Source organism: Mycoplasma zalophidermidis (assembly GCF_018913985.1).
GTDB classification, from domain to species: Bacteria; Bacillota_I; Bacilli_A; order Mycoplasmatales; family Metamycoplasmataceae; genus Mycoplasmopsis; species Mycoplasmopsis zalophidermidis.
Map to the genome: position 1 here is coordinate 347,508 of NZ_JAHMHK010000001.1, position 25,476 is coordinate 372,983.

General features: G+C 29.1%; 27 protein-coding genes and 1 tRNA gene. 13 read left to right on the forward strand and 15 right to left on the reverse strand.

Features of this window, described 5'->3' with window-relative positions; all coding sequences use genetic code 4:
* Positions 1–5 precede the first annotated feature (5 nt).
* A complete protein-coding gene (gene rlmD, locus KQ878_RS01515) occupies positions 6–1,325 on the reverse strand; it encodes a 23S rRNA (uracil(1939)-C(5))-methyltransferase RlmD (protein ID WP_216505351.1) in 1,320 nt (439 codons plus the stop codon).
* A 318-nt stretch (positions 1,326–1,643) separates the two neighbouring features.
* On the opposite strand from rlmD, the gene lysS reads away from it, so the two are divergent.
* Complete coding sequence (gene lysS / locus KQ878_RS01520; protein WP_216505352.1) at positions 1,644–3,110, forward strand: lysine--tRNA ligase; 1,467 nt, start codon at positions 1,644–1,646, stop codon at positions 3,108–3,110.
* A 55-nt stretch (positions 3,111–3,165) separates the two neighbouring features.
* On the opposite strand, the gene KQ878_RS01525 is transcribed toward lysS, so the two are convergent.
* From KQ878_RS01525 to KQ878_RS01545, 5 genes are all read right to left on the reverse strand, one after another.
* Complete coding sequence (locus KQ878_RS01525) at positions 3,166–4,041, reverse strand: ATP-binding protein (protein WP_216505353.1); 876 nt, start codon at positions 4,039–4,041, stop codon at positions 3,166–3,168.
* Between the two features lie 2 nt (positions 4,042–4,043).
* Positions 4,044–5,018, reverse strand: a complete 975-nt coding sequence (locus tag KQ878_RS01530) for a DnaD domain protein (protein ID WP_216505354.1) — start codon at positions 5,016–5,018, stop codon at positions 4,044–4,046.
* Between the two features lie 50 nt (positions 5,019–5,068).
* Positions 5,069–5,641, reverse strand: coding sequence for a dephospho-CoA kinase (locus KQ878_RS01535; RefSeq protein WP_216505355.1), 573 nt, complete (start codon positions 5,639–5,641; stop codon positions 5,069–5,071).
* A complete protein-coding gene (locus KQ878_RS01540) occupies positions 5,641–6,009 on the reverse strand; it encodes an IMPACT family protein (protein WP_216505356.1) in 369 nt (122 codons plus the stop codon). Before KQ878_RS01540 ends, KQ878_RS01535 begins: the two co-directional genes overlap by 1 nt.
* Before the next feature lie 61 nt (positions 6,010–6,070).
* Positions 6,071–6,146 (reverse strand) — tRNA-His (locus tag KQ878_RS01545).
* A gap of 208 nt (positions 6,147–6,354) precedes the next feature.
* Between KQ878_RS01545 and KQ878_RS01550 the strand changes: the two genes are divergently transcribed.
* The 4 genes from KQ878_RS01550 (at position 6,355) to fba (ending at position 9,260) form a co-directional block, all read left to right on the forward strand.
* Positions 6,355–6,804, forward strand: coding sequence for a hypothetical protein (locus KQ878_RS01550; RefSeq protein ID WP_216505357.1), 450 nt, complete (start codon positions 6,355–6,357; stop codon positions 6,802–6,804).
* 252 nt (positions 6,805–7,056) lie between these two features.
* Positions 7,057–7,872, forward strand: a complete 816-nt coding sequence (locus tag KQ878_RS01555; RefSeq protein WP_216505358.1) for a hypothetical protein — start codon at positions 7,057–7,059, stop codon at positions 7,870–7,872.
* Between the two features lie 256 nt (positions 7,873–8,128).
* Positions 8,129–8,392 (forward strand): DNA-directed RNA polymerase subunit delta, encoded by a 264-nt coding sequence (gene rpoE, locus KQ878_RS01560; RefSeq protein WP_216505359.1) that lies wholly within the window; start codon positions 8,129–8,131, stop codon positions 8,390–8,392.
* Position 8,393: 1 nt separating this feature from the next.
* Entirely contained in the window at positions 8,394–9,260 is an 867-nt protein-coding gene (gene fba, locus KQ878_RS01565) for a class II fructose-1,6-bisphosphate aldolase (RefSeq protein ID WP_216505360.1), read from the forward strand.
* Between the two features lie 49 nt (positions 9,261–9,309).
* Here the strand turns inward: fba and KQ878_RS01570 are convergent, their stop codons facing one another.
* From KQ878_RS01570 to KQ878_RS01580, 3 genes are read right to left on the reverse strand one after another with little or no spacing between them, the layout of a single operon-like run.
* Positions 9,310–10,266 (reverse strand): phosphatidate cytidylyltransferase, encoded by a 957-nt coding sequence (locus KQ878_RS01570; protein ID WP_216567797.1) that lies wholly within the window; start codon positions 10,264–10,266, stop codon positions 9,310–9,312.
* Positions 10,267–10,273: 7 nt separating this feature from the next.
* A complete protein-coding gene (locus tag KQ878_RS01575) occupies positions 10,274–11,779 on the reverse strand; it encodes an ABC transporter permease (RefSeq protein ID WP_216505362.1) in 1,506 nt (501 codons plus the stop codon).
* Between the two features lie 7 nt (positions 11,780–11,786).
* The gene (locus tag KQ878_RS01580; protein WP_246526026.1) at positions 11,787–12,638 is read right to left on the reverse strand and encodes an ABC transporter ATP-binding protein; all 852 of its coding nucleotides are present in this window, start codon (positions 12,636–12,638) and stop codon (positions 11,787–11,789) included.
* A gap of 213 nt (positions 12,639–12,851) precedes the next feature.
* On the opposite strand from KQ878_RS01580, the gene pyrH reads away from it, so the two are divergent.
* From pyrH to KQ878_RS01595, 3 genes are read left to right on the forward strand one after another with little or no spacing between them, the layout of a single operon-like run.
* Positions 12,852–13,568: a UMP kinase gene (gene pyrH, locus KQ878_RS01585; RefSeq protein ID WP_216505363.1), complete on the forward strand. Its 717-nt coding sequence runs from the start codon at positions 12,852–12,854 to the stop codon at positions 13,566–13,568.
* Positions 13,568–14,119, forward strand: a complete 552-nt coding sequence (gene frr / locus KQ878_RS01590) for a ribosome recycling factor (protein WP_216567798.1) — start codon at positions 13,568–13,570, stop codon at positions 14,117–14,119. Before pyrH ends, frr begins: the two co-directional genes overlap by 1 nt.
* A gap of 4 nt (positions 14,120–14,123) precedes the next feature.
* Positions 14,124–14,528 (forward strand): hypothetical protein, encoded by a 405-nt coding sequence (locus KQ878_RS01595; protein ID WP_216567799.1) that lies wholly within the window; start codon positions 14,124–14,126, stop codon positions 14,526–14,528.
* 55 nt (positions 14,529–14,583) lie between these two features.
* On the opposite strand, the gene KQ878_RS01600 is transcribed toward KQ878_RS01595, so the two are convergent.
* From KQ878_RS01600 to KQ878_RS04370, 6 genes are all read right to left on the reverse strand, one after another.
* On the reverse strand, positions 14,584–14,865 hold the full coding sequence (locus KQ878_RS01600) for a putative quinol monooxygenase (protein ID WP_216505366.1): 282 nt from the start codon (positions 14,863–14,865) through the stop codon (positions 14,584–14,586).
* Between the two features lie 12 nt (positions 14,866–14,877).
* Positions 14,878–16,419, reverse strand: coding sequence for a methionine--tRNA ligase (metG, locus tag KQ878_RS01605; RefSeq protein WP_216567800.1), 1,542 nt, complete (start codon positions 16,417–16,419; stop codon positions 14,878–14,880).
* A gap of 8 nt (positions 16,420–16,427) precedes the next feature.
* Positions 16,428–17,198, reverse strand: a complete 771-nt coding sequence (locus tag KQ878_RS01610) for a tRNA1(Val) (adenine(37)-N6)-methyltransferase (RefSeq protein ID WP_216567801.1) — start codon at positions 17,196–17,198, stop codon at positions 16,428–16,430.
* Complete coding sequence (rnr, locus tag KQ878_RS01615) at positions 17,188–19,374, reverse strand: ribonuclease R (protein ID WP_216567802.1); 2,187 nt, start codon at positions 19,372–19,374, stop codon at positions 17,188–17,190. Before rnr ends, KQ878_RS01610 begins: the two co-directional genes overlap by 11 nt.
* Before the next feature lie 3 nt (positions 19,375–19,377).
* Complete coding sequence (gene secG / locus KQ878_RS01620) at positions 19,378–19,617, reverse strand: preprotein translocase subunit SecG (protein ID WP_216505370.1); 240 nt, start codon at positions 19,615–19,617, stop codon at positions 19,378–19,380.
* A 121-nt stretch (positions 19,618–19,738) separates the two neighbouring features.
* Positions 19,739–21,472: a S41 family peptidase gene (locus tag KQ878_RS04370; protein ID WP_216567803.1), complete on the reverse strand. Its 1,734-nt coding sequence runs from the start codon at positions 21,470–21,472 to the stop codon at positions 19,739–19,741.
* A gap of 99 nt (positions 21,473–21,571) precedes the next feature.
* Here KQ878_RS04370 and gmk point away from each other — a divergent pair, with 99 nt between their 5' ends.
* Genes gmk through KQ878_RS01650 form a run of 5 tightly spaced genes read left to right on the forward strand, consistent with a single transcriptional unit; the run spans position 21,572 to position 25,422 of the window.
* Entirely contained in the window at positions 21,572–22,165 is a 594-nt protein-coding gene (gene gmk / locus KQ878_RS01630; RefSeq protein WP_216505372.1) for a guanylate kinase, read from the forward strand.
* Positions 22,158–22,928, forward strand: coding sequence for a PP2C family protein-serine/threonine phosphatase (locus KQ878_RS01635; RefSeq protein WP_216505373.1), 771 nt, complete (start codon positions 22,158–22,160; stop codon positions 22,926–22,928). Before gmk ends, KQ878_RS01635 begins: the two co-directional genes overlap by 8 nt.
* 1 nt (position 22,929) lies before the next feature.
* Positions 22,930–23,916, forward strand: coding sequence for a serine/threonine-protein kinase (locus KQ878_RS01640; protein ID WP_216505374.1), 987 nt, complete (start codon positions 22,930–22,932; stop codon positions 23,914–23,916).
* A 17-nt stretch (positions 23,917–23,933) separates the two neighbouring features.
* Positions 23,934–24,770, forward strand: a complete 837-nt coding sequence (rsgA, locus tag KQ878_RS01645) for a ribosome small subunit-dependent GTPase A (RefSeq protein ID WP_216505375.1) — start codon at positions 23,934–23,936, stop codon at positions 24,768–24,770.
* On the forward strand, positions 24,763–25,422 hold the full coding sequence (locus tag KQ878_RS01650) for a ribulose-phosphate 3-epimerase (protein WP_216505376.1): 660 nt from the start codon (positions 24,763–24,765) through the stop codon (positions 25,420–25,422). Before rsgA ends, KQ878_RS01650 begins: the two co-directional genes overlap by 8 nt.
* The last annotated feature ends 54 nt before the right edge of the window (positions 25,423–25,476 follow it).

Consider the following 25,476-nt stretch of genomic DNA (forward strand, 5'->3'; position numbering starts at 1 on the left):
AATTTTTATTTTCTAATAAGCACTCCAACACATTCAATGTGGTGAGTTTGACTAAACATATCACATGGTCTAAGATAAATTAATTTGTAACCATTATTTTGTAAATAATCAATATCTCTACACATTGTATGGACATTGCACGATATATATCCTATTTTTTCTGGATTAATTTTTATAATTGTTTCTAAAAATTGAGTGCTAATGCCTGAACGAGGAGGGTCAACAATAATAACATTAGGATTCTTTTTAATTTTAAAAATTGTTTTATTAACATCTCCGTAGTAAAATACTGCGTTTTTAATGTTGTTTAGTTTAGCATTATCACGTGCATTCATCACCGCTTCATTAATTATTTCTAATCCGTAGACTGTTTTCACAAAAGAAGCAATTTTTAAAGCTATTGTACCAACACCTGAATAAGCATCAACAACAATATCATTATTGTTTAGTCCAAGGTTATTTATTAGTAGGTTATAAAGATTATTTGTTTGTGCTGAATTAATTTGGAAGAAGCTGTTTCATTCCAAGTTGAATGAGAGATTATCAATTTTGTCCAAAATACTCGTTTTTCTATTGAATAAAGCAAAATATTTATGGTTATTTTTGCTTTCAATATTAATAATTATATTTACTATTCAATTAAATTCATTAGTTATATCAGTTAATAACTGATTATCAATTTTGAGCATTTTGTTTGCATTGATAATAATTAAACCTTCATCACTTGATTCAGAATATCTAAATGTAAAACTGTTAATATTATTGGTTGAATTCTTAAGTGATAAATAATTATTTATGTTGTTGTTCAATCATAGAATTGCCTCGTTTAATTTTGGATGAGCCAAGTCATATGATGTCTGTTCAATAAGGTAATGTGTGTTTTTTTCAAAAAGACCTATAACAATTTTGCTATTTATTTCATCGCAAAACACTGTTATTTTATTTCGGTATCCTCATGGCTTTGGATTAGGTAAAATTTCTGTCACATTCTCAAAGTGGATGTTTCTACCAAATAAATATTTAACAAAGTTTTCTTTAAATAAAAGTTGTTCCTTATAAGATAGCATTGCGATTGGTGTTGAACCTGATTCCATTAATTTTTCGTTATCTAGTTTAATACGTTTAGGTGAAACATTAATATGTTTTAAAACTTTAGCAAATGCAAACCTGGTGTTAGCTTTTTTGACGATGATGTTAGCAGTTTCATCAACTAGTAAATTTTCAACAAATATAGAATAGTCATTTACCTTAACTACTCCCATCCCTTCATAAGAAAGCATTATTGCCTTTACATTTTCTAAAATTTCGCCTGGTTTTAATTTCATATGATAATTTTAATATAAAAAATGGCATTACGCCAATTTTTATAGATTAACATATAAGATAAGTAAAGTAAATAAGCATCACGCATAAGGCTTATTCTATTATTATATTGGAAGGGAGTTTATATACTCTTAAGCAACGAATCCTATGGACTTCGTAATCGTTCACATTGGGAACGCATCAAGGTTATTATACATATAAATCAAATTTTACAATAAAAATTTTATAAAAATCCATGAACTGTTATTAATACTTAATATAAAATCAAGTTTTTAATGTAAAATTAATATTAAATTATGCATAGATTTTAAGGAGTAATTATGGAAAAATATACAGAACAAGAATTGGTGCGTCGTAATAAATTAATTGAATATGAAAAAAATAATGTAGTCGCTTTCAAAAAAGCCTATGGTTTGGGTGAAATAAATTATAGTGACGATATTGCGGATGAATTTGAAAAATATAGTAAAGACGAATTGCATGAAAAACACGTTGAAAAAATTGTTGCTGGTAGATTAATGACAAAAAGAGGGCCATTCTTAGTAATAAAAGATTTTCACGACACTATTCAAGTTTATTTTAATAAGAAAGAATTAGTGGAACTAGCAGATTTAGTTTCTAAACTAGATTTAGGAGATATCATTTGAGTTAAAGGTGAAGTGATGAAAACTAACACAGATGCCGTGGTCATCAAAGCATCTGATATCGAATTATTGTCGAAATCGCTTAAACCACTACCTGAAAAATATCATGGATTAGTTGATGCTGAAGAGAGATATAGACGTCGTTATGTAGATTTAATAATGAACGATGATTCGAAAGATAAGTTCATTAAAAGAATAAAAATTACTCAATGAATTAAAGACTTTTTCAATAATTTAGGATATTTAGACGTGGAAACACCATTCCTACATGATTATATTTCAGGAGCTGCGGCAAAACCATTTACAACTCACCACAATTCATTAAATCAAGAATTTGTTTTGAGAATAGCAACTGAAATACCATTGAAAAAACTTGTTATTGGTGGTTTTGATCGAGTTTATGAATTAGGACGTATTTTTAGAAATGAAGGATATGATACAACGCATAACCCCGAGTTTACTACCATTGAATTTTATGAAGCTTATTCAAACGTTGAGGGAATGATGAATCGTACAGAAGCGTTGTTTAAAGAATTATGTGCAAAATTAGGTAAAAATGTATACATTAATAATGGCGTTGAAATAGATTTATTAAAACCGTTCAACCGCATTAATATGGTTGACGCCGTTAATGAAAAAACCGGTAAGGACTTCAGAAACATTACTCTTGATGAAGCGGTCCTAACAGCAAAAAAATTTAATGTTAAATTAGAAAAATTCTTTACAGTTGGTCACATCATTAATGCTTTGTATGAGGAACTAGTTGAGTGCGAATTGATACAACCAACATTTGTTTATGGACACCCAATTGAAGTTTCTCCTCTTTCTGCTAAAGGTGAGGACCCTAGATTTACAGAACGTGCCGAACTATTTATTAATACTAAAGAATATGCCAACATGTACACTGAATTATCTGATCCTATTGACCAATTAGATAGATTTAAAAAACAACTTGCTGAAAAAGCGGCTGGAAATGATGAAGCAAGTGATATTGACTGAGATTTCATCGATGCCCTAGAATATGGTATGCCTCCTACTGGTGGATGTGGTATTGGTATTGATAGATTAGTAATGTTACTAACAGAAACAAGTTCAATTCGGGATGTCTTGTTATTCCCGACGCTTAGACGACTAAAAAAATAATAAAAAGTGGCCAGTCCACTTTTTTTATTTACACGTTTTTCAATAATATTTTAAATTAATCAATTTCAAATGGCAGTGTTATTGATTCTATTTTGTGAATTAACGCGTTTGCCTTATGAGCTTCTGATTTTAATGATCTATGATTAATGTAATAATAATTAAGTTTTTCATAACTCATCGCTGAAAGAAAATTGGTATTTTTATTTAAATTGATTCGATGTGTAATAATGTCATTCAATATCTCAAAAACAAATCAAGCATTCGGTGATTCGCCACCCAAATCGTCTATAATAAGAGCATCTACATCTTTTAATTTTTGGATTATTTCCGTACCTTCATGTCTATTATTATCAAAGCTAGATTTTAAATAGTTGAACAATGCCTGTGTGGTCATATAAACAGTAGTTATGCCCGATTTAGCTCATTCAGTTGCAATCGCTTGTGCAAATTGTGTTTTGCTAGTGCTATATTTCCCATGCACATAAAATCCTTTAAAAGAAATATTTGATTTATTTAACAAATATTCCTTGATCATGTTACAACGCAATTCTAATTCAATTTTAGATCTTGAATTTATTATCATTCTTTGAGTAGTTAATTTTGTATTAACGGGAAAAATATCCGTTAATCATAAATTATTATTTATATTAATTAACTTTCTAAATTCATTATCAGCAGGTTGTTTTGAAAAGACTAATATACCTTTATTATTTCGTTTCAATGAATAAATAAATGGTGTGAAGTTAGGATTTTCAATCGAGTCTTTTATCGCTAAAATTTCAGGCAAAAATTCAAATAATTCTTCTCATGTAACTTTATTTTCTGCTAACATTGATTTTAATTTGACACATTTTTCGATTGATTTAAGAATTTTAGCTTTATACTCGTCATTATTTTCTATAAAAACTTTATTATTGATGGAATAATTCATTGTTATAATCCTCCATCCATAATATTTTCCTCTTTAGTTACATTACTTAAATATGTAGCTTTATATAAGTCCTTCTTAGTCACTACAACATTATTTTTCATTTTAATTAATGCATCTAAATAGTTTTCTAGAGGCTCGAATGAAAATATTTCTTTACGAATTAAATCTTTAATTATTTTATTAACGTATTGATAGTTAATTTTTCCATTAACTTCGTTCGCGTAGAAAAATATTAAATTAATGCAAGGGTCTGAAAAACCACAACTACGTGAATCTTTTATTAAATCAATTATCTTAGTGGTAGCTATTTGACCTTGAATTTGGCCGAAAAATACTCTTGAATCAGTTTTAAGGATAGCCTCATAAATATTTGGAAATTCAAATGTATTTAAATCTATTTTTTCTTGTACACCTATGTTTATTTCTTTTGTGTCTAAGTCTTGTGTATTAACATCAATTGAATTATCATTAATTAATGAATAATCTTCACTTTCATTGAAAACATCTTGATAACCAGCGGAAACTTCAAGCAAATATTTAGCTTTTGATAGATAATGGTTTCTATCTTTCCCTATCAAACGTTCGAAGTTTTGTTTACCAATAATATTTAATAATTTATTAGCTAAGATTAAGTTTAGTTTAAACCCTTTTCTATCAAGTGGTTTTTCAATTACAAAAAGAGTTTTTCTATTAAATTCATCAATGAAAGTGGAAAGTAAAGAAACTGATTCAAGCATTATTCTCGCGTCATTTAAAGCTTTTAAATCGATTTTTAACATATACGTAATGCTATCGTAATCGTGAAATCCGACCTCGTTAGTTTCGTTGATAGCTAAATCTCTAAAATATTCATATAACAGAATCGCATTTGGTCCCAAAATAGGTGCATAAAATTTACGCAAGTTTTTTAAATCTTCACCTGCGATTATCGAAGAATTTTCGACTGTAAAATATGGATAAATTATATTTTTTAACACGTTGCACCTCTCATAAAAATTAACCCGATTTTTGGGTTGGTAACAACATTTTATTTTATTAGAGAAAGTATTTCAAAAATTTTTTTATTTTGTTGTGTGGAATCGAAGTTTCACATATAGATATCCACAATTGGTTTCTTACCAAAAAGTGATTTTATAGCCTTTTTTGGGTTATTTTTTCCATCTAATTGTTTTAGAGTTAAGTTATCCACATTTCTTTTTTGTAAATTTTTTTGACGTTTTTGTTCATTTGTTGATAAGCATAAAATCAAAGAAAACAAAGTCAAAAAATTACAATTTTTATTAACAAGAACTGGTATTTCAACAATTAGAAATTTCCCATTTTTTAATGCTTCAAAAATTTTTGGAAATATGATTTTTTCCAATTTATCTATATTTCTTTTATCTTGGTCTAATCATCAAAGAATTTTTGATTTAGAAACACCTTTTTCATCAAGCAAGAAATCACCTATTTTTTCTTTAATTTCATGGTAAAAAATCCCATTTTTTAGGTAATTTTTTGCAATAAATTCATCACAATAGAAAATTCTTTCTTGATCTATATCTAAATTTTTGAGAAAAGTAGTTTTTCCCACACCAATTTTTCCTATGACTGCAATCATTAAACACCTTCTCTATATTTTTGCAGAGCAAGATTAGCACTTTTAATATATGCACGAACCAAACCTCCGGCACCAAGTTTAACTCCACCAAAATATCTAATTACAAAAATAACAAGATTTTCCATTTTAGTTTTAATCAATAAATCACGAATGGGTCTACCGGCAGTCCCGTTTGGTTCTCTGTCATCATCGAAGCCTGCATTTATAACCCCATTATCAATAAAAAGATACCCATAACAAATATGAGTAGATTTTTTATGTTCATCCTTTAACTCTTTTAAATGATTTTTAATTTCGTCTTTTGAGTTGATCGGTATACAAATGCTATAGAACCGCGATTTTTTAACTTCGTAATTGATTAATTCCATACATAAATTATATTTATATAATTGAATTGGTTATTATTTTTTAAAAAAAGTATAAAAAAAATGGGGCGAATGAAGGGATTCGAACCCTCGCATGACGGGACCACAACCCGCTGTGTTAACCACTTCACCACATTCGCCATTTGCAATAACATTATAATAAAAAAAATAAAAAAAAGTAATAAAAGATAAAAATGTCGAAATTATTCATTTTAAACCGTACTTTTAGATTAATATTTACAAAAATACACATTTTCGTGTAGTTTTAACCAAGTTTAGATAACCATAAATCTATTATAATTAATATTAAGTGCTATAATTAAGACATCCTATAAAGAAAGGAATAATATGAGCTCAGTAAATTTAAAGAAATTTTTTGTTTATGAGGATAAATCAAAAGATACTCAAATTTTTACTCTTGAAAACGCTTTAACTGGCGAGTGTATTAGTTTTGAATCGCTATCAGATCTATACGAAACACTAGTTGCGCAATCTCAAGATCAAGATGCAAGAACTTGAATATTTAAAAACAAAAAAACTATTGGTAGTCTATCAAAAGAAGAATTTAAACTAGTTTTAGATGATTTAGACAAGGTTAACGTGCCTGTAAAAGATTCATTAACATATATTATTGAAAAAGATCTTTTAAATAAAGACCACGAATTAGTTTTTGTTGATCCTAGACAAAAAAGAATTTATACTTTATTAAGTTTTGCAATTATATTGCTAATTGTTGCTATTGTTTTGGCAGCTTTAACAATTACTGGTATTTTTGATTTTACAAATACCGCTAAATAAAGTAACTAACTATTATTAAATGATTGTTCGGGCCCGAACAATCATTTATTTTCTTAAAATACACGTTACAGAATTGAAACCGTAAAATTATCAATATTTCGTACTGAGGGTTAACGAAAATACAAATTTCCCGCAAAAACGTGCGTATTTCAATAAAAATTCAATTAAAAACGGAAAAAAATCAATAAATATATAATAAATTTATTATATTTGGTATTATTTATATATATATTTAACATGAAGGGAAATATTATGTCAACACAAGAAACAAAAAAACCAAAATTGAATAGATTTTATCTATCAGAAAAATACGATGAAAATAGAAATATTTCATTCAATTTAAAAAGAGCAAAAGTAGATGAACTGATAAACTTCAAGACCTTTAAAGAAGGGGTTAATGAATTCAACAGAATTGCGTTTACATTGGAAGGAAATTCAAGAGTATGATTCCACAAGGATGGTGCATTTAGAGGTTCTGCAACTCCTGAAAAAACAGCTATTATGATTGAGAGGGTAACTCAAGAAAATGTTAAAGATGAAGATGCAATTGAATTCATTAATAGAGAAAAACTTATTGATGTTACACCTGTTAAAACTAAAAAAGTTGAACCAAAACCCGAACCAAAACCCGAACCGGTTGTTGAACCAAAACCCGAACCTAAGGTTCAAAAACCAACAGTAGACCTAAATAAAGAAGTTAATGAGTTAACAGTTTACATCGAAGAAAAAGAAACTAAATTACCATCTGAGGTTTCACTTGATGATGTTAAAGCGGAAACAAAATACGAATTTGTTCCAACATCAGTTAAATGAACAGATGATTCAGTTGTAGTAACTTATTTATTACGTGAGGGAGATTCTGAATCTAGTGAAGTAACAAGTGTTATTAGAGGTTTTAAAGCTAAACCTGCTCAAATGCGTACAATATACAGACATTTTGTTGAAAGAACTCAATGATCTAAAATTACATATTGACTATTATCAGTTGTGTTTGTAATCGCGATTTTATGCATTATCGTGTTGGTTTTACACGCTTATGGACTAATCAGTATTCCTTGATCTAAATAATAATTAATTGCAGCTAGTCTGCAATTTTATATTTTAGATAGAGTCAATGAATAAATTTATTTGAGCAACCTTGTTTTTATCTGTTTCGACTGTAATTATTGTAATGTTGTCGATTCTTTATAGAACGGGGCTAGTGAATATTGGTCTATGATAAAACACTAAGACAACTATATAAAACATAAATATGAAATATAAATTAATAAAATAATGTTTCCATATATAATATGAAACTATATACAATAAATTGGAGGAATTTATGAAAACAATGCTAGATGTTGTATCGCAAATTGCATATGACCATTGTAAGGATGGTAAATATGTCGAGTTTAACTTTTTATTTGATAAAGTTGAAAAAGAATTGAAAGAGAAATGAGAAGTCGAAGCTGACGAAAAAGACAAAGAATATGACGCAATCCGTGTCAACAAATTAGGTGAACTATACCGCCTTCTAACAGTTGATTCTAACTTTTTAAGAAATGCAAAAGGTCAATGAACAATTAGACCTGGTTTCGAAGTTTAATATGAAATTTGCAAATGCTAAAAAAATGATTGCGGATGCATACAAAAACCAGTATGCTATACCGCACATTAATATTAATAATTTGGAATGAGCAAAGGCTGTATTATTAACAGCACAAGAATTTAAATCGCCATTAATCATTGGTGTAAGTGAAGGTGCTGTTAAATACATGGGTGGTTATAAAACAGTTTGTAATATGGTCAAAGGTCTTTTAGGAGACCTTAATATTACTGTACCTATTGTCTTACATTTGGACCACGGGACGAAAGAAGGCTGTTTTAAAGCTATTGATGCCGGATTTAGTTCTGTCATGTTTGATGGTTCAAGCATGCCTTTTGAAACGAATTACGAATCAACAAAACAAGTTGTAGAATACGCTAAAGAGTTTGATGTCAGTGTTGAATCTGAAGTTGGGACTATTGGCGGAGAAGAAGACGGCATTATTGGGTCTGGTGAATTAGCCGACACTGTGGAAGCTTTAAAAATGACACAATTAGGAATCGATATGTTGGCAGCGGGTGTTGGCAATATTCATGGTAAATATCCTTCAACATGAAAATCGTTAGATTTTAACCATTTAGAAAACTTATCTACAATTTGTAAAATTGGATTAGTTTTACATGGTGGTTCAGGTATTCCAAAAGATCAAGTGGCTCGGGCAATAAAACTGGGTATTGCTAAAATAAATGTTAATACTGAACTGCAATTAGCTTTCCATGAAGCATTAAGAAATTTTATTGTTTCTAACAAAGATTTAGAGGGTAAAAATTATGACCCTAGAAAATTATTAGCTAACAGTATTGAAGCGATGAAGTTAGTAACTAAAGAGAAAATTTTCGAATTTGGTTCTAACAATAAAGCAAAATAATAAAAAATATCAGCTCAGCACTGATATTTTTTAATGTAACCATAAAAGTTTAGGCAGTTAATGTGAAACGATTTATTAAAATAAATAAAAACATCAAAATAGTTATAAAACTTATACTGTCTATTCTATCTAATAATCCTCCATGACCTCGTAATAGTTTTGAATAATCTTTTATACCATTGATTCTTTTAATGTAAGAAAAATATAAATCACCGGCAACTGCAAATAGAGGTGCAATTAAAGAAAAGACAATTTTTATAGATATTGAATCAAATAAGTCCAAACTAAATACAGAAATAGCTGCAATTATTGCACCGCAAACTTCTGAACCAATAAAACCTTCTCATGTTTTATTTGGTGAAATTGTTGGAGAAAATGCCTTAGAAAAATATTTTTTGCCTAGGAGTTTTCCAAACAAAAATCCAAATGTGTCTGAGCCGGCTGAAATCAATCCTATAGCCACTCAATATTTTCAATCATACACCAAAAAACCTTGCATAACTTTTGTGAATATCGCCAAAATATAAATGGTTGCCAATGCGAATATAAATCTCGCGAAACGGTCAATTGATTTGATGAATTTACGAGTGAATAATTCAATAATCATGAATGCTAAAGCGATCAGTATAACCATTATTACGATTATGGGTTCGATAGCAATTAGTTTCATATAGTACATTAATTGAACTACTTTATCAGGGTATGGTGGGTAAAGATTATCTATTCTTGAATTAGTCATTCATGGGATTGTTATATCTTTAATTGGAATAAATACAACAATTGAAACAAGTAATGACAATGTAACAGCTCAATATCATTTTAATCTTTGAGCGTGAAAGTATTCCCAACTACAAGTTAAAAATATTACATAAATTAATACAAAGGATAATATTCTGGAAATTTGGTAATCATAAGAGAATATTGATAAAGGTATCAATGTACCTAAAAATACCACCGCAATGATAATTCCAGGAATTATACGTTCAAAAAGGGTGTTTTTCTTCATTATTCTCCTATCTTGTGTTTCATGTAAATGATTTCTGTGCTGAGGCCAATAACACGATTGACCAAGCATATGGTAAAACAAAGTTTAATATGTTTTCTGTTTTGGTTCCAATTCTTATTATTGAATCATCGTTTAAGTACGAACCACTAATTTGAACAAACTTATCTGAGTATTGTTTTAATACTTCGTTATTAAGAGCATTATTAACTCATGTGGTTGATAATTCTGCTAAATTAGAACCTGGAGCAATATTATTGATTTCATTTACTCATTTAAGATTTTCCAAAAGGTTTGCTTGTGAAGTGGGAGCTTTCATTACAAGCATTGTTAAAAATCCTTTGGCTTCTTCAATTTGTTTTGGTGTTGAATTTGTATCTAATAATATATTTAGTTGTTTATCAATACTGTATTTCAATAAAGACTCAAAAGTTGTGTTAGCTGAGTATGACCCGTTTAATGCATTTACTGTGCCGTACACCTCATTAGCATTAAAAATGTTATATTTTCCATACTCGATTGAAGTTACTGTATTTTGGTCAAATCCATTCATGGTAATAACAAATTTATCCAATGTTAGATTTGGGTTAATGGCTTGATTTTGCTCATTAATATTATAACTAAGCGATTTTGTAAAATTGCTCATACTTTTTAATAGTGTTTCATATTCACTATAAGAATATAAATTATTGTTTAAAGCATGACTTGTATTGTTTACATAAAATAACTGAGATGTATGTGCTGCGCCTTGAAATGCCATTGTGTTTTGAACTATTGGAGACTTAAATGGCGTTAAATATGATAAGTATCACATGGTTTTTACACCCGCAATCTGCGCAAGCGGAAGAACTTGTCCAGATAAAAACATTGTCAGTATTAATAAGGTCGACCCAATTGCTTGAATCATCAAAATGGATTTAGAAATCGATACCAAGAATAATCCAACAGCTAGAGAAACCATTGTTAAAACTATGAAACTATATACATAACCACCTCAGTGGATTCTTGTAAACAAATCTTTAATTGAGGACAAACGAACAATAATGTTTTCGCTTCCTAAGGCTACAGAATACAGTTCTTTACCTTCGTTAAAATATCGACTTCCAAAAAATGCTAAGCTGACTAACCCTGTTCAAAGACCTGAAAAAATCATTATTAAGAAGTAATAACATGCAATTACTAATAAAAAGTTTATTGGTTTTATGTTCGTTGCTCCAATCCTTTTCAATAAAGTTGACTTTTTAAATTCAAATAAAGCAGTTGGCAACGCAACACAAGCGATTGCAAGAGGTCCGATTGAAAAAGTGGCGGCAATGATTATTTCATAACTAAAAATAGTACCAAGAATTATTGTGAAAACTATTGGGTAACAAAAAGCAAAAAAAGGACCAACAAAGGCTTTTCAGAAGTGTTTATTAATTATCTGAATGATACCTCAAAACGTATTATCTGATTTGTGGTTTATTGATTTTTTAAAAGGATTTTTTTCCTTATTGTTTATCGCTCAAATCTTCATGATACTCCTAAATAAATTCGTCTAAACAAGCACCGAGAGACCCATAAATTTGAATAGTCTCTTCTTTTGTCTGGTCGTAAACTACTTTTCCTTTGTTCATTATTACAATCCTGTCTGCTAGTTGCTCAATTTCTCTAATATCATGAGAAATAATTAATAATGTTGAATTAATTTCCTTCACATATTCCTTAATGAAATTTATCAATCTAGTTTTAATTTTTAAATCCAATCCAGTACTCAACTCGTCCAAAATAACTAGTTCAGGTTTATTTATAATTGCCAGCAAGGCATTAAGACGTTGGTGTTGGCCACCAGAAAGTGAAGCAGCCTTATTTGATAAGAACTCATCAACTCCAAACACCTTAGTCAGATATAGTAATTCCCTTCCTGATGTTTTTGCACCATATATTTTATTAACTGAATTTATAACATCCAGTACCGTTAAACCTTGTGGATATGACGAATCCTGAAATTGAATACCTATTTTCGATGCATCCATTTTGTTGTTGACTATACCATCAAAAAGATAATTTATGACTCCCGATGTTGGTTTTGAAATTCCAACCACCATTTCAACCGTGGTGGTTTTACCTGCACCGTTTGATCCTAATAAGGCGGTATTTAAACCTTTGTAAAAATTTAAACTCATGCCATTGACGGCAAGCAGTTTGCCCCCTTTTATTTTGAATGACTTTGTTAAATTTTTTATTTCAATGATTTTTTTATAATCTCTATATTCTCTTGTCTCAATTGGTGGGTGATTTGTGACTTTGTTTTCATGTTTTTTTAGTTGGTCAACCAAATTTTTAATGACTGGGTTTACATGGTCACCTGTCATTTCTATATTGCTTTTTTTCATGTTTTCCTCTTTATTAAATAATTATACATTAATATACATATTAATTTAAAATGCTAAAACACATTTTATGAAACAATCCCTATTTTTATTTTCCTTAAACTATTCAAATATCTGTATTTTGGAAAAAACAACAATATTTTATAGTAAGATTTAAGTTTAAGTACAAATTACTTTATAATATTGATAATTAATTAATAGGGAGTAATACTAATTATGAAATACAAAAGAATACTCGTTAAGCTTTCGGGTGAAGGTTTAGCAAATAAGTCAAAAAGTTTAGCAATTGATTACGCTTTAGTTGAAAACATTGCTCGTCAGTTGAAAAAAATTGTCGAAAAAGGAATTCAAGTTAGCGTTGTAATTGGTGGAGGCAACTTTTGAAGAGGTGCTAGCGCCGAGAAAAACGGCATTCCTCGCAATAGAGCTGACTATATTGGAATGATTGCTACAATCATGAACGGTTTAGCATTGCAGAGTGGTTTTGAAGAAATAGGATTAAAAACTAGAGTCCAATCTTCTCTTAATATAGACCAAAGAGTGGCTGAATATTACATTAATGAAAAAGCTATAAAATATTTAGAAAATGGTGAGGTAGTAATTTTTGCCGGTGGAACAGGTAGACCTTACTTCACGACAGATACTGCTGCAACGCTTTGCGCATCTGAAATAGGGGCTGACGTAATACTTATGGGTAAAAACGGAGTTAAAGGCATCTATGATTCAGATCCAAAATATAATCCAAATGCGAAGAAATTTGATGTCATAACATATGATGAAATTCTTGAAAGAAAATTACAAGTTATGGATTTAACGGCAACATCAATGGCTAGAGATAATAATATTGGATTAATAGTTTTTGATATCCAAGAAGCCGATGCAATTTTAAGAGCAATCGAAGGAACAATTGAATTAACGGAGGTAACTAAATAATGGAATTAGATTTATATTTATTGAATTTTGAAGAAACTGCTACAAAAGCTATTCATCATTACGGTTTTGAATTATCGAAAATTTCGACAGGACGCGCTAACCCTCAACTAATTAAGGGTGTTAAAATTGACTACTATGGTACACTAACTGCGCTTGAAGAATTAGCCAGCATATCAGTACCAGAACCCGCTCAATTACTTGTAAAACCATTTGATATATCATCAGTTAAAGATATCTGTAAAGCTATTTTAGCAGCTAATTTGGGTGTACAGCCAGTTGATGAAGGTAATCAAGTTCGTTTAACATTTCCTGCCTTGACTTCTGAAAGAAGAAAAGAATTAGTTAAAAGTCTTGCGAAATATACTGAACAAGCAAAAATAGGCGTAAGAAACGCTCGTCAAGATGCCATGAAGGCAATTAAAACTGATGAAGAATTAAGTGAAGATGAACAAAAAAGATATCAAGATGTTATCCAAAAACATGTCGATGCAAAAGTGGAAATTATTAATAAAATGACCACCGAGAAAGAGAAAGAGTTAACAAGTTTATAAGTTTATGAAAATCAAAAAAATATCCTTTTGAACAGTGACTACACTATCTATTTTTGCATTTATTATTTCAGCAATATTGTTACTAGTATTATTTATTGTTGCAGTAGTTAATGCTAAAAATGATGGTGCTCCACAAAAAGAACTTGCTTATACATTTTTAAAACTGATATTGTGTTTTTTAATTGTATCTGTGTTACTGCATGTAATTGCAATCCCGTTAGGAGTAATCTATTATAAACATAGGATATTTTATGCAAATGATTGGAACATTGGTGCATTTCAGTTTTTATTCCCTATCAGTGCAACAATTTCTTTAATGGTTTGAAAAAAACAAAAAGAAAAAATAAAAAATGCCTCAAAAGTAAATGCATTGGCAAAAATTAAAGATTTAAAATCAATTGATAATTAAACTCAATAATTAAAAAAAACGTGTATAGCGAATATACACGTTTTTTTATTTTTAGTTAAATTATAGTCTTGAATTTCTTTACTTTTAATGGTTCTGTACCAAAAGATTCAATTGTTGTCAAAAATTCTTTATATTCAGGCAATTTAGTGAATTTCAAAAAACTTTCTTCTGAACTTCAACGCTCAAAAATCAAGAATTTATCAGCAACTCAAAAACCATCTATTGATAAATTCAATTCTTGTTGTTTAGATTTGTATATTCATTCCTTGATAAATTTATTGAATTCATCCTTGGATTCTTTTTTAATTTTTATTTCTTTTGAAACTATGTAAATCATATTTCCTCCATTTTATTTTAATCTTGAAAAGAACATAAATTTCTCAATAGGTTTGATATTATCAAATTTTTTGAAATCATGTAATTTGTCTTTGTTAAATCTATTAACATTTAATGCGCTTGCAACTTCCTCAATTTTTCGTGGCATAACAATTTGTAAAGCCCAACTAATTGAGTATATACCATTTAATAATCTATTTAAAATTAAATTTAATTCTTCTAAATTATCTGTTAGTTTTCATGGTGTGGTTTCATCAATATATTTGTTTAATTTTGAACTTAATTCGACCATTTTCTTAAATGCTTTATCAATTTTAAATTCATCCATAAGTACTGAAAATTCGGTATCAAACGATAAGATTGATTGCTCAATATTTAAATGGATTTCGTTATCTGAACTTTTATATACGGTGCCATTTTCAAATGAGTTTGAGGTCATTTTAAGTGTTCTGGATATTAAATTTCCAAAATTATTCACTAAGTCAGCGTTGACCATTTCCTTAAGTTTATCTTCACTGAAATTTCCGTCTTCACCAAAAATTATTTGACTAGCAAAGTAATACTTGACCATTTCTGGGTGATAATTTTTCAAAAGATATTCTGGTTCGATAGCATTTCCTAGAGATTTAGACATTTTGCGTCCATCTTTGTCTCTTAATAAACCATGACTCATTATATTGGTTGGCAATTTCATATTCATAGCTTTTAAAAACATAGGTCAATAAATGAAGTGGAATCTAGAGATTTCTTTACCTAAAATATGAATAATTTCGTTACCATTTTCTCAGTATTTACGATAATCTTCTCCGGGGTTTGTTAAATCAAATTTTAAAGCAGTAACATAGTTGAATAAAGCATCAAGTCAAACATATAATGTATGATTTGGTTCCTCATTAATAGGTATTGCTCATTTTACATTGGTTCTAGTAACCGACAAATCTTCTAATCCTTCATTAACAAAATTTGACATTATTTCATTGTAAGTTTTGCTCGGGATTAAAAAGTCTTTATTTTCCTGAACATAACTCTCTCATCATGGTTGCATTTGAGATATTTTAAAAAAGTAGCTTTCTTCAGACATACGAATAAGCTCATGTTTTGAAGTTGGGTGATAATATTTTCCTTCGATTTCCAGTGCTTGTGCTTCTGTTAAAAATTCTTCATCTTCAACTGAATATAGACCTTCGTATTTATCTTTATAAATAAATCCTTTTTCTAAAAATCAAGAAAATATTTTCTTTACAACTAATTCGTGATGTGTGTTTGTTGTTCTTGAGAAATAATCAAAATGAATATCTCATTTTTCTCACATTTCTTTATAAGTAAAAACTAATTCGTCAACAAATTGTTGGGGGTTCTTGTTTAATTTTTCGGCTTTGTTTTGGATTTTTTGTCCATGTTCGTCACTACCTGTTAAAAATTTGACATCGTAACCCATAATTTGTTTGTAGTTTGCAATAGTGCGAGCCATTATTGTTGAGTATAAATGTCCGATATGTAATGGGCCTGAGACATAATAAATCGGGGTTGTAATATAGCACGTTTTCTTATTCATAATTCTCCTTAAACTTTTTTTGGTTTGTATAGCTCTTTAATTTCGGGTAAATATTCATGATCGATTTTATTTTGAGCATCATGAAGATAAAGATTTGGCAAAAAATGAATGCCCCAACCCGCTTGATATCTTGCCTCTATTAATACTAATTTTGGTTTATCATTAACTCTTGGGATTATCATTTGTATTCTTTTGGGCTCGAACTTGAATTCTCGCATGTATTGAAAACAATCAACAATTCGCTCTACAGGAATAACCATAGTTAAATAGCCCTTTTGCTCAACAATTTTTGCACTCCCTTGAATAATTTGTTTTAAATTTAATTTTATTTCGTGAGTTGCAATTAATGTTTCTTCATTAACGTGTTTGCTAACCTTCATATTTTCAGGTGGATAAAATGGTGGATTAACTACTATTGATTGATATTTTGTTAGGTTATTACGAGTGTGATTTTGATAAAAATCATTGAAATCAGCATTTATAACATTAATTTGATTAGATTTATTATTAAGCTCAACATTTTTTTTGGCTAACTCAACTGCTTTTGATTGAATTTCAATTGCATCAATATTCAAATCTTTGTGCCGCTCACTGATAAAAATAGCTAATGCACCATTATTGGTACCAATTTCAAGCATATTGGTGATACGCTTGTTTATAAATACAAAATTTCCTAAAAGTATTGTATCTACAGAGTAATTAAACATATCCTTATCTTGATAAATATACAAATTTGAATCAAAACCTAGCGAATTTTTAACTAGCTTTCTATTTTCCATTTTTAATTAAATTTTTCTTAGGTTTATTTATGTTATTTTTTAAGTTTTTAAAATAATCGCCATAGTTTTTGACTAAACAAGCGTCAATTTTTCCATTTATCGGGTCCGTTTTAGTAACAACTACTGCAACTTTGTCACCTAAACGATATCTATTTTTAGAATTAGCACCAATAATTTCGGTTGCCTCATCATTTATTGAGTATTCATCATCAGTCATAGTTGAAATATGAATTAGAGCGTTTGTTTTGTTTTCGAATTCAACAAACATACCAAATTTTAAAACGCTTACGATTTGGCAGTTGAAGCTTTGACCTATTTTATTTCTAAAATATTCAGCATATAAAAGATCATTGGTATCTCTTTCAATTTGCATTGCTTTCTGTTCAGATTCACTCGTCTGTAAAGCTATCTGGTCTAGAATCTTATTCATGTGTTCTATTTTAGTTCTATCATTATTTAAAAGAATTTCGCGAATCACTCTATGCACGATCAAATCAGGATATCTACGAATTGGACTTGTAAAGTGACAGTAATGTTTTGAAGCCAACCCAAAGTGTCCTATATTATCGGGACTATAAACAGCTTTTGACATAGTTCTTAAAAACATTATTTGTAGAAAACTATCAAATCTCTGTTGTTTAATTTTTTCTATTGTTTGTTGGAAAGATTTAGGAGTTATATTTTGGCTACCTAATTTTACTTTTATATTCAGAGCGTTCATAACTTGTTTGAAGTAATTTATTTTCTCTTCACTAGGTGCTTCATGCACACGAAAAAGTAATGGTATTTTATGTTCCTCAAGAATTTTTGCAGTTTCTTCATTAGCCCTGACCATAAAGTCTTCAATCATTCTCTCGCTTGCTCCACTTTTATCGACCACAACATCAACAACGTGGTTATCCTGATCAAAAATTATTTTGGGTTCTTCAATTTCAAAATCTATGTAGCCTTCATCATTTTTAACATTTCTTATTTTTTGTGTTAATTCATAAGCTAAACCTAGCATTTTATTTAAATTATTATCATCAAAACGTTTTTTATCATCAATAAATTCATTTACACGATTATAAGTTAATCTGTATTTTGAGTTTATGATACCAGGGACTAATTTAGAAGAAATAGTGTGTCCATAATTATCAATTTGTATGATGATACTCATTGTGAATCTATCTTCGTTAGGATTCAAAGAACAAATTCCATTAGACAATTTTTCCGGAAGCATAGGAATAACTTGGTTAGCCAGATAAGTGGAAGTTCCTCTTTTCAAGGCTTCTTTGTCAATTACACTGTTTTCAGTTACATAATAACTTACATCAGCAATGTGAACTTGCAATTCATAATATCTATTATCAATTTTCTTAACACAAATGGCATCATCAAAATCCTTGGTGGAATCACCATCAATTGTTACTACTAATTCGTTTCTAAAATCTACACGTTTTTTCATTCCTTTTTCATCTATGCTGTCAGGAATATTGTTAGATTCAATTATTACATTTTCTTCAAAACATTTTGGTAATTCACGCTCAGATAAAAGCGATTTTACATAGCATAATGGGTCAGATAAATTAGAAACTTTTTCAACTATATTCACTTCAATATTGCGGTCCTTATATGAATGAATTTTGGCCATGACTAAATCGTCAAGTCGCGCATCGACCTTGAATTCATTAATTATAAAATTAATATTTTTAAACTCTTTTTTCAGAGGTTTAAAAGTTATTTGACCGTCAGATAATTCCAATACACCACTAATTTTGTCATTATTACGTTCAACTATTGATGAAACTACACCAAAAGTTTTTTCATCTTTATGATCTAAATATTTGTAGACATTTAGTATAACGGTGTCTCCAGACAAGGCTTTATTAAAATATTGTGAAGGCACAAAAAATGATTCATATTCTTCAGGATTTAAATCACTCACTACATCAACGAATGCAAATTTCCCTTCTGAAGCATATTTTAATTTACCAGTAACTTTAGTAATGTTTTCTAATGCAATAAAAGTTTGATTTCTGAACAAAGAAATTAAAAAATCATCCGACATTTTGCGTAATGTCGTTGTTAATTCTTTGTTTTTTGAAACAGGTATTTTTAAACCTTTTGCTATTTGAATAAATGAAGTTTTTGGATTGTTTTTGATATATTCGTATATTTTTTCGGTATTTATCATAAATTATTTAGTGAAGATTTTAACACATACTGCCAGTATGATTATTAAAACACCCATGGTGAACATAGTTCACTTCATGAATTTCTTCACGCCCCTTTCTTTTGATGCTTTAAATAGTTCCAAGTCACCAGAACCAACCAATGCTCCTGAAAAGCCATTTGAGTCTGGAGACATCATTAAAGACACAATAATTACTATTACTGAAACAACAATAAGGATTATTGAGATTATTAAACTTGGCATAGTGCCTCCTTGATGGATTGTATTTAATATTAAATTATACTTAGAATTATATACTATTACTTATTAATTTATATGTCTTTGAGTGAGATTATCTTGAAATATGTAATACCAAAAAACGAAATTAGATTATTTCGTTATTATGAAAGTTGTTTATTATTTTTTCGATTTTTCTAAAATTATAAAAATCTTCATATGATAATTTGATGTCAGGTTCGATTCCATCTTCAATTTGAGTACGATTCTTATTCAAAAATAAGTTATTTGAAGATATCGCGACAGAGGTCCCATCAGCCAAAACAGTAGGCATAATTGAGGCCATGCCCCCACCAGTTTTTGTGCCAATTATTAAACCTAAATTAAAATCTTTAACTATTGAAGTGAGCAAATTTGCAGCACTGAATGTGTTATTGCTTACTAATAAAACTATTTGCTTACTTTTCAGTATATTTTTTGCTTTTGTAAAGTTTTCCCCTAAGTATTCACTATTGAATTTGGTATTTGATATTGTAGATTTCATTAGAGATTCATTTAAATCATTATAATTATAGAATGATATTTCCTTATCTTTTGATAGTAGTTTAGCAATTCATAACATTATCGATAAGTCACCACCACCATTAGTTGATAAATCAATAATTACATTATTGATATCTTTGTTCTTTTCTAAGTTTAAAATCGAAGATAAAAATAATTTTTTTAATTGAATATTTTGTCCTTTTACATTAATGTTTTCAGCAAATTCATCAAAAGAAATAAATAAATTATTTCTCAAATAACCAAAGAAATTAGTGTTTTGAGTACTATTCTCTAAGAGCATAGATCGTTTATTTTTTAATTCGATATCTAATTTTGTATACAATTTTCTTTTATTGCTTTGTTCATGATATTTAATATGATAGTTGAATAATGATGGAGTAATAATATTAGAATGTAAATCATTTAAATTATTGAAGAAATTAAAATATGACCTTGTGTAATTATCGGGATTAATATTTAATATCGCCTCCTTATATTTATCAAGCATTGCATCCCATGATGTGTATTCATAATACTTATTTAAGCCGTAATAATTGTTCATAAGAAATTTTAACGAATTATAAGAGTCTTCTCTAATTCCCTTGAAAGGCGGGATTCCAGGAAAAGCGAAATTAAAAAAATTTACGAATTCTTTATTATCGAAATTTACAATTTTTTGGAAAAGTTGATATTTCCTTCCATCGTAATATAAATTAATATAGTTAGGCGACAAAAACAAGGCATTAAATATGTAATAAGGTATTAAAATGTCATTTTCATAAGCAAGTATTTTGAATCCATATTCGCTTGTTTTTATTTTCTTATCAACTCCAAAATCACACACTTTTTTATTAATTAAGATGCGATCACCAAATACATCAACATAATTATCAACCTCTTGAGGTTTATTTTTACTATATTTTTTTATAATTATTTCATCATTAACTGCGTTGATTGTAATGTCTGGTCCATCATATTTATTTAAGATATTTATTGTACCCGGTGTTTCGTTTTTGTCTATTTTCCAGTATTTTTTAAACGCTTGCAGAGATTTTTTTATTTTGATATAGGGTGATGCATTACCTTCAGTGTAATAATTAATATTGCTGTATGTTTTGCTCGGGTCATTTAAATCAAAATTAAAAAAATCTGCTTTTTTAGTTATGTGTAATACTTGGTTTTTTTCGTCAATACTGTTAAAATTCTGTTCATTTTTATACACCGATGATGAAATATCATTGATTTTATTAGAACATGATGAAGAAATTACAAAAACAGAAGAAATAGAAGCTAAATTAAATGTATTTATAATTTTTGTAAATTTCAAACTCTTTTTCATTGTTTTGTCCCTTCTTTTTAAGCTCAAACAATTTTAAATTGAACCATTTTTTATCTTTATTATCCATTTAATTTATATTTTAACTATAATATTATAACTATGTATGATAAATCTAAAAAGAAACCTATTATTATCTTTGTCGGTCCTAGTGGAGTAGGTAAAGGTACAATCGAACAAATTTTATTTACTAAAGAGGAGTTAAAACTTAAATTATCTGTATCCGCAACAACTAGAAGTCCTCGTGTTGGCGAAATTGACGGTTTACATTATTTTTTTATTTCAAAGGATGATTTTAAATCTAAGATTGAAAAAAACGAATTATTAGAATATAGTTTTCATTTTGATAACTATTATGGTACTTTGTGTAGTGAAATAGACCGTATACATAATGAGAATAAAATCCCTTTTCTAGAAATTGAGACATATGGAGCAAAACAAATTCTTCAAAATCAAGAAAGTACGGAAAAATATAACATAATTACAGTATTTATATTACCGCCTTCTTTTGATGATTTAAAATACAGAATCATTGGCAGAAACACTGAAACTCAAGCCGATATTAACAAAAGACTTAAAAAAGCGCAGGAAGAATTGGCTGACAAGGATATTTTTAAATACAACGTTGTTAACGATGATCCAATCAGAGCGGCTGAAGAAATAGAAAAACTTTTAATGAGAGAGTTGTATGAATAATTTTGGTGAGTTGAGTGTTGTAGGTAATATTAGAACTGAAAATCAAGATAAAACAGGTATTTTTCTAAAAAAAGATTGCGGTATGCTGATTTTATGTGATGGTATGGGAGGTCATTTTGGGGGAGCGTTTGCCTCAAATATCACTGTTAATGTTTTCAATGATAATTTTCAAAAATCTATCCCATTGGAAAGAAATGACATCTCATCATATGCAAAATGATTTAAAGACTGTGTTGAACAGGCCCGAAGTGAAATGAAAAAATTAGGTGAAAATGATGAAGCTAAGATGGATATGGGGACTACGCTAACAGCCGCAATTTTTAGTACGAAACTAAATTTTTTATACATTTTTAATATCGGTGATTCTAGAACATGGGTTTTAACTAAATCAGGCGATTTGAAACAGATAACTATTGATCAAAATCTCTATAATCGATTAATTCGAGAAGAAGGCATGTCAGAATTACAAGCTAAAAAGACCAGATTTAATACCGCTTTAACATCGGCATTAGGACCTCAAAAGAAAACTAAAATTGAAATTTTTGATTTGAGCCAAGAAATTGAACGTGTTTATGGAATTTTATGTACTAGTGATGGTGTACATAATTTCATCGAAAAACCCGCAATTGAGTTGACATTAAAATCTGAATTGGACTCATTAAAAGCAGTTAAATCATTGGTAGAGACTGCATTAGAAAATCGTTCAACAGATAATGCTTCTGCAGTTTACGCTGTCATAGCAGAAAATTCGGAATGGAGATAAAATGACACCAAGCAAAAATAGTCATGTTTATACTAAATATAAAATTTTAGCCGCAATTGGTAGTGGTGGTTTTAGTAACGTTTTTAAGGTCGAATCACTAGAAAAACCGGGCGAAGTATATGCTCTAAAATATTTTGTTATTAAAAAAGATGGGGATATAGAAACAACTACAAGAAGATTCAAACAAGAAATTGCCCTATATAAATCAATTAATTCATCAAGAATTGCGAAATATATTGATTCATACGTTAGTGACACTGAGCAGTATTTAGTTATGGAATTTATAGATGGAGATAGTTTAAAAACCAATATATCTAGAGGTGGTAAATTAATATCTAAAACTGCTGTGAATTATGCTATGCAAATTGCTGAGGGTATAGGTGAAATTCATAGTTTTAAAATAATTCATAGAGATATTAAAAGCAATAACGTTATGGTAACACGCGATAGAAATATAAAGATTATTGATTTTGGCTTAGCTCTTGGTGAAGACAGTCAAAGATTTACGCAAGATTCGAAAGTTATTGGTTCAGTATACTATATGGCTCCAGAGTTGTGTATGTCAGATAACAAACCAACGATTCAATCCGATATTTATGCATTAGGGATTTTACTTTTTGAAATGCTGACTGGATTTTATCCTTTTCGTGGGGCAGATGCAAGTGAAACATTGCGCAAACAAAAGCATTCGCAAATACCGGATATTACAAAAATTGTTGATGTTCCACAGTCTCTTGCTAATATTATTATTAAAGCTACTGCAAAGGACCCGAATAGTAGATACGCAAGTATGTGAAGTATGCGTGAAGACCTTAAAACATGTATTCATCCAGATAGATTTTATGAAAAACCACTTGATGTAAAAAAAATTCTGCCTAAACGAACATTGCAAGATTTTATTAATTCGAAGACGTTTTTAATTTCATCGATAGTACTTATATCGATATTAGTTGTTATTGGAATAATATTATTGGTTATTTTGGTTTAGAAATGGAGGAAGTTTCATTGTTAGGAAAAATATATTCTTTAACTGGTGGTAAATATCATATTAAGGATGAGAAAGGAAATATGCATTTTTTGCCGGCAGCCGGTGTTTTTAGATATAAAAATATTGAACCGATTGTAGGTGATATAGTTGAATTTGAACACAACGGTTATATAAACAGCGTACGAAAACGAAAGAATTCATTTATCAGACCTAAAGTTGCAAATATTGATGCCATAATTGTTGTTATGTCTGTTGTTGAACCTACATTCCAATCTTATTTAGTTGATAAATATTTAGCATTCATAGAATCGAATGATATTGAGCCCATAATTTTTGTAACTAAGGTTGATTTATCCATTAGTGATTGAAAACAAGAATATCAGACTATGGGTTATAGAATTTTTGAAATAGATTACAACAATAGTGAAACATTGAAAAATGTAGAGCTAATATTCAAGGGTCGTGTAATCTCTTTAATGGGACAATCAGGAGTTGGAAAAACAACATTTATTAATTGAATTGCTGGAACTAATTTTGAAACTCAGGAAATATCAAAATTTGCAAATAGGGGTAAGCATACTACTAGAATTGTGCAAATTATTGACATTCTAGGAGGACAGTTGATTGATACACCCGGTTTTTCTAGTTTTGATATTAATTTAACAAAAATCCAACTTGCTCAGTCTTTTAAACAATTTAGGGAATTTGGTCAAATGTGCAAATTTAAATCATGTCTGCACATTAACGAGCCTGAAGAATATTGCAATATAAAAATTCAAGTTAAAAATGGTATCATTCCTCAGTTTAGATATAAAAATTACATAAAAATGGCGAAGGAGGCTAAAAATGATTAAAAAATATGTAACACCATCATTATTAAATGTTCAAAAAGACCAAAGGATTGAAATGGCTAAAACTTTGATTTCAGAAGGTATTGAATGAATTCATTATGATGTAATGGATGGAAAATTTGTCCCAAATACTGCGATACAATTAGAAGAAATTATTGAAATAAAAAAAATAGCACCACAACATTTTATGGATGCTCATTTAATGGTTGAAAATCCATTGGATTATATTGATAAGTTTAAGGATGTAGTTGATATTGTGACTATTCATTATGAGGCGACTAGTAATGATGAACTATTGTCTTTTTTAAAAGACAACTATCACGAATGTCGTATCGGTTTGGCTATTAAACCGGCCACCAGTGTTTCTGAAATACAGGAATTATTACCGTATCTGTCACTAGTTTTAGTTATGTCGGTTGAACCTGGCGCCGGTGGACAAAAATTTATTCCAACAGCATTAGAAAAAATCTCTCTTTTAAAAAATATCAGATCAAAAAATCAATATCAATTTTTAATTCAAGTGGATGGCGGAATAAATGATTCAACCGGACCTCAATCATTCAAAGCGGGTGCCGATGCGTGCGTGGCTGGAACATTTCTAATTAAATCGCCAGTTAAAGACACTATTAATTCAATTATCAATAATAAACTTTAATAAAATTGGTTTTTCCATAAAAAAATGTCATATTAGTTATATCTGCCTTAAGAA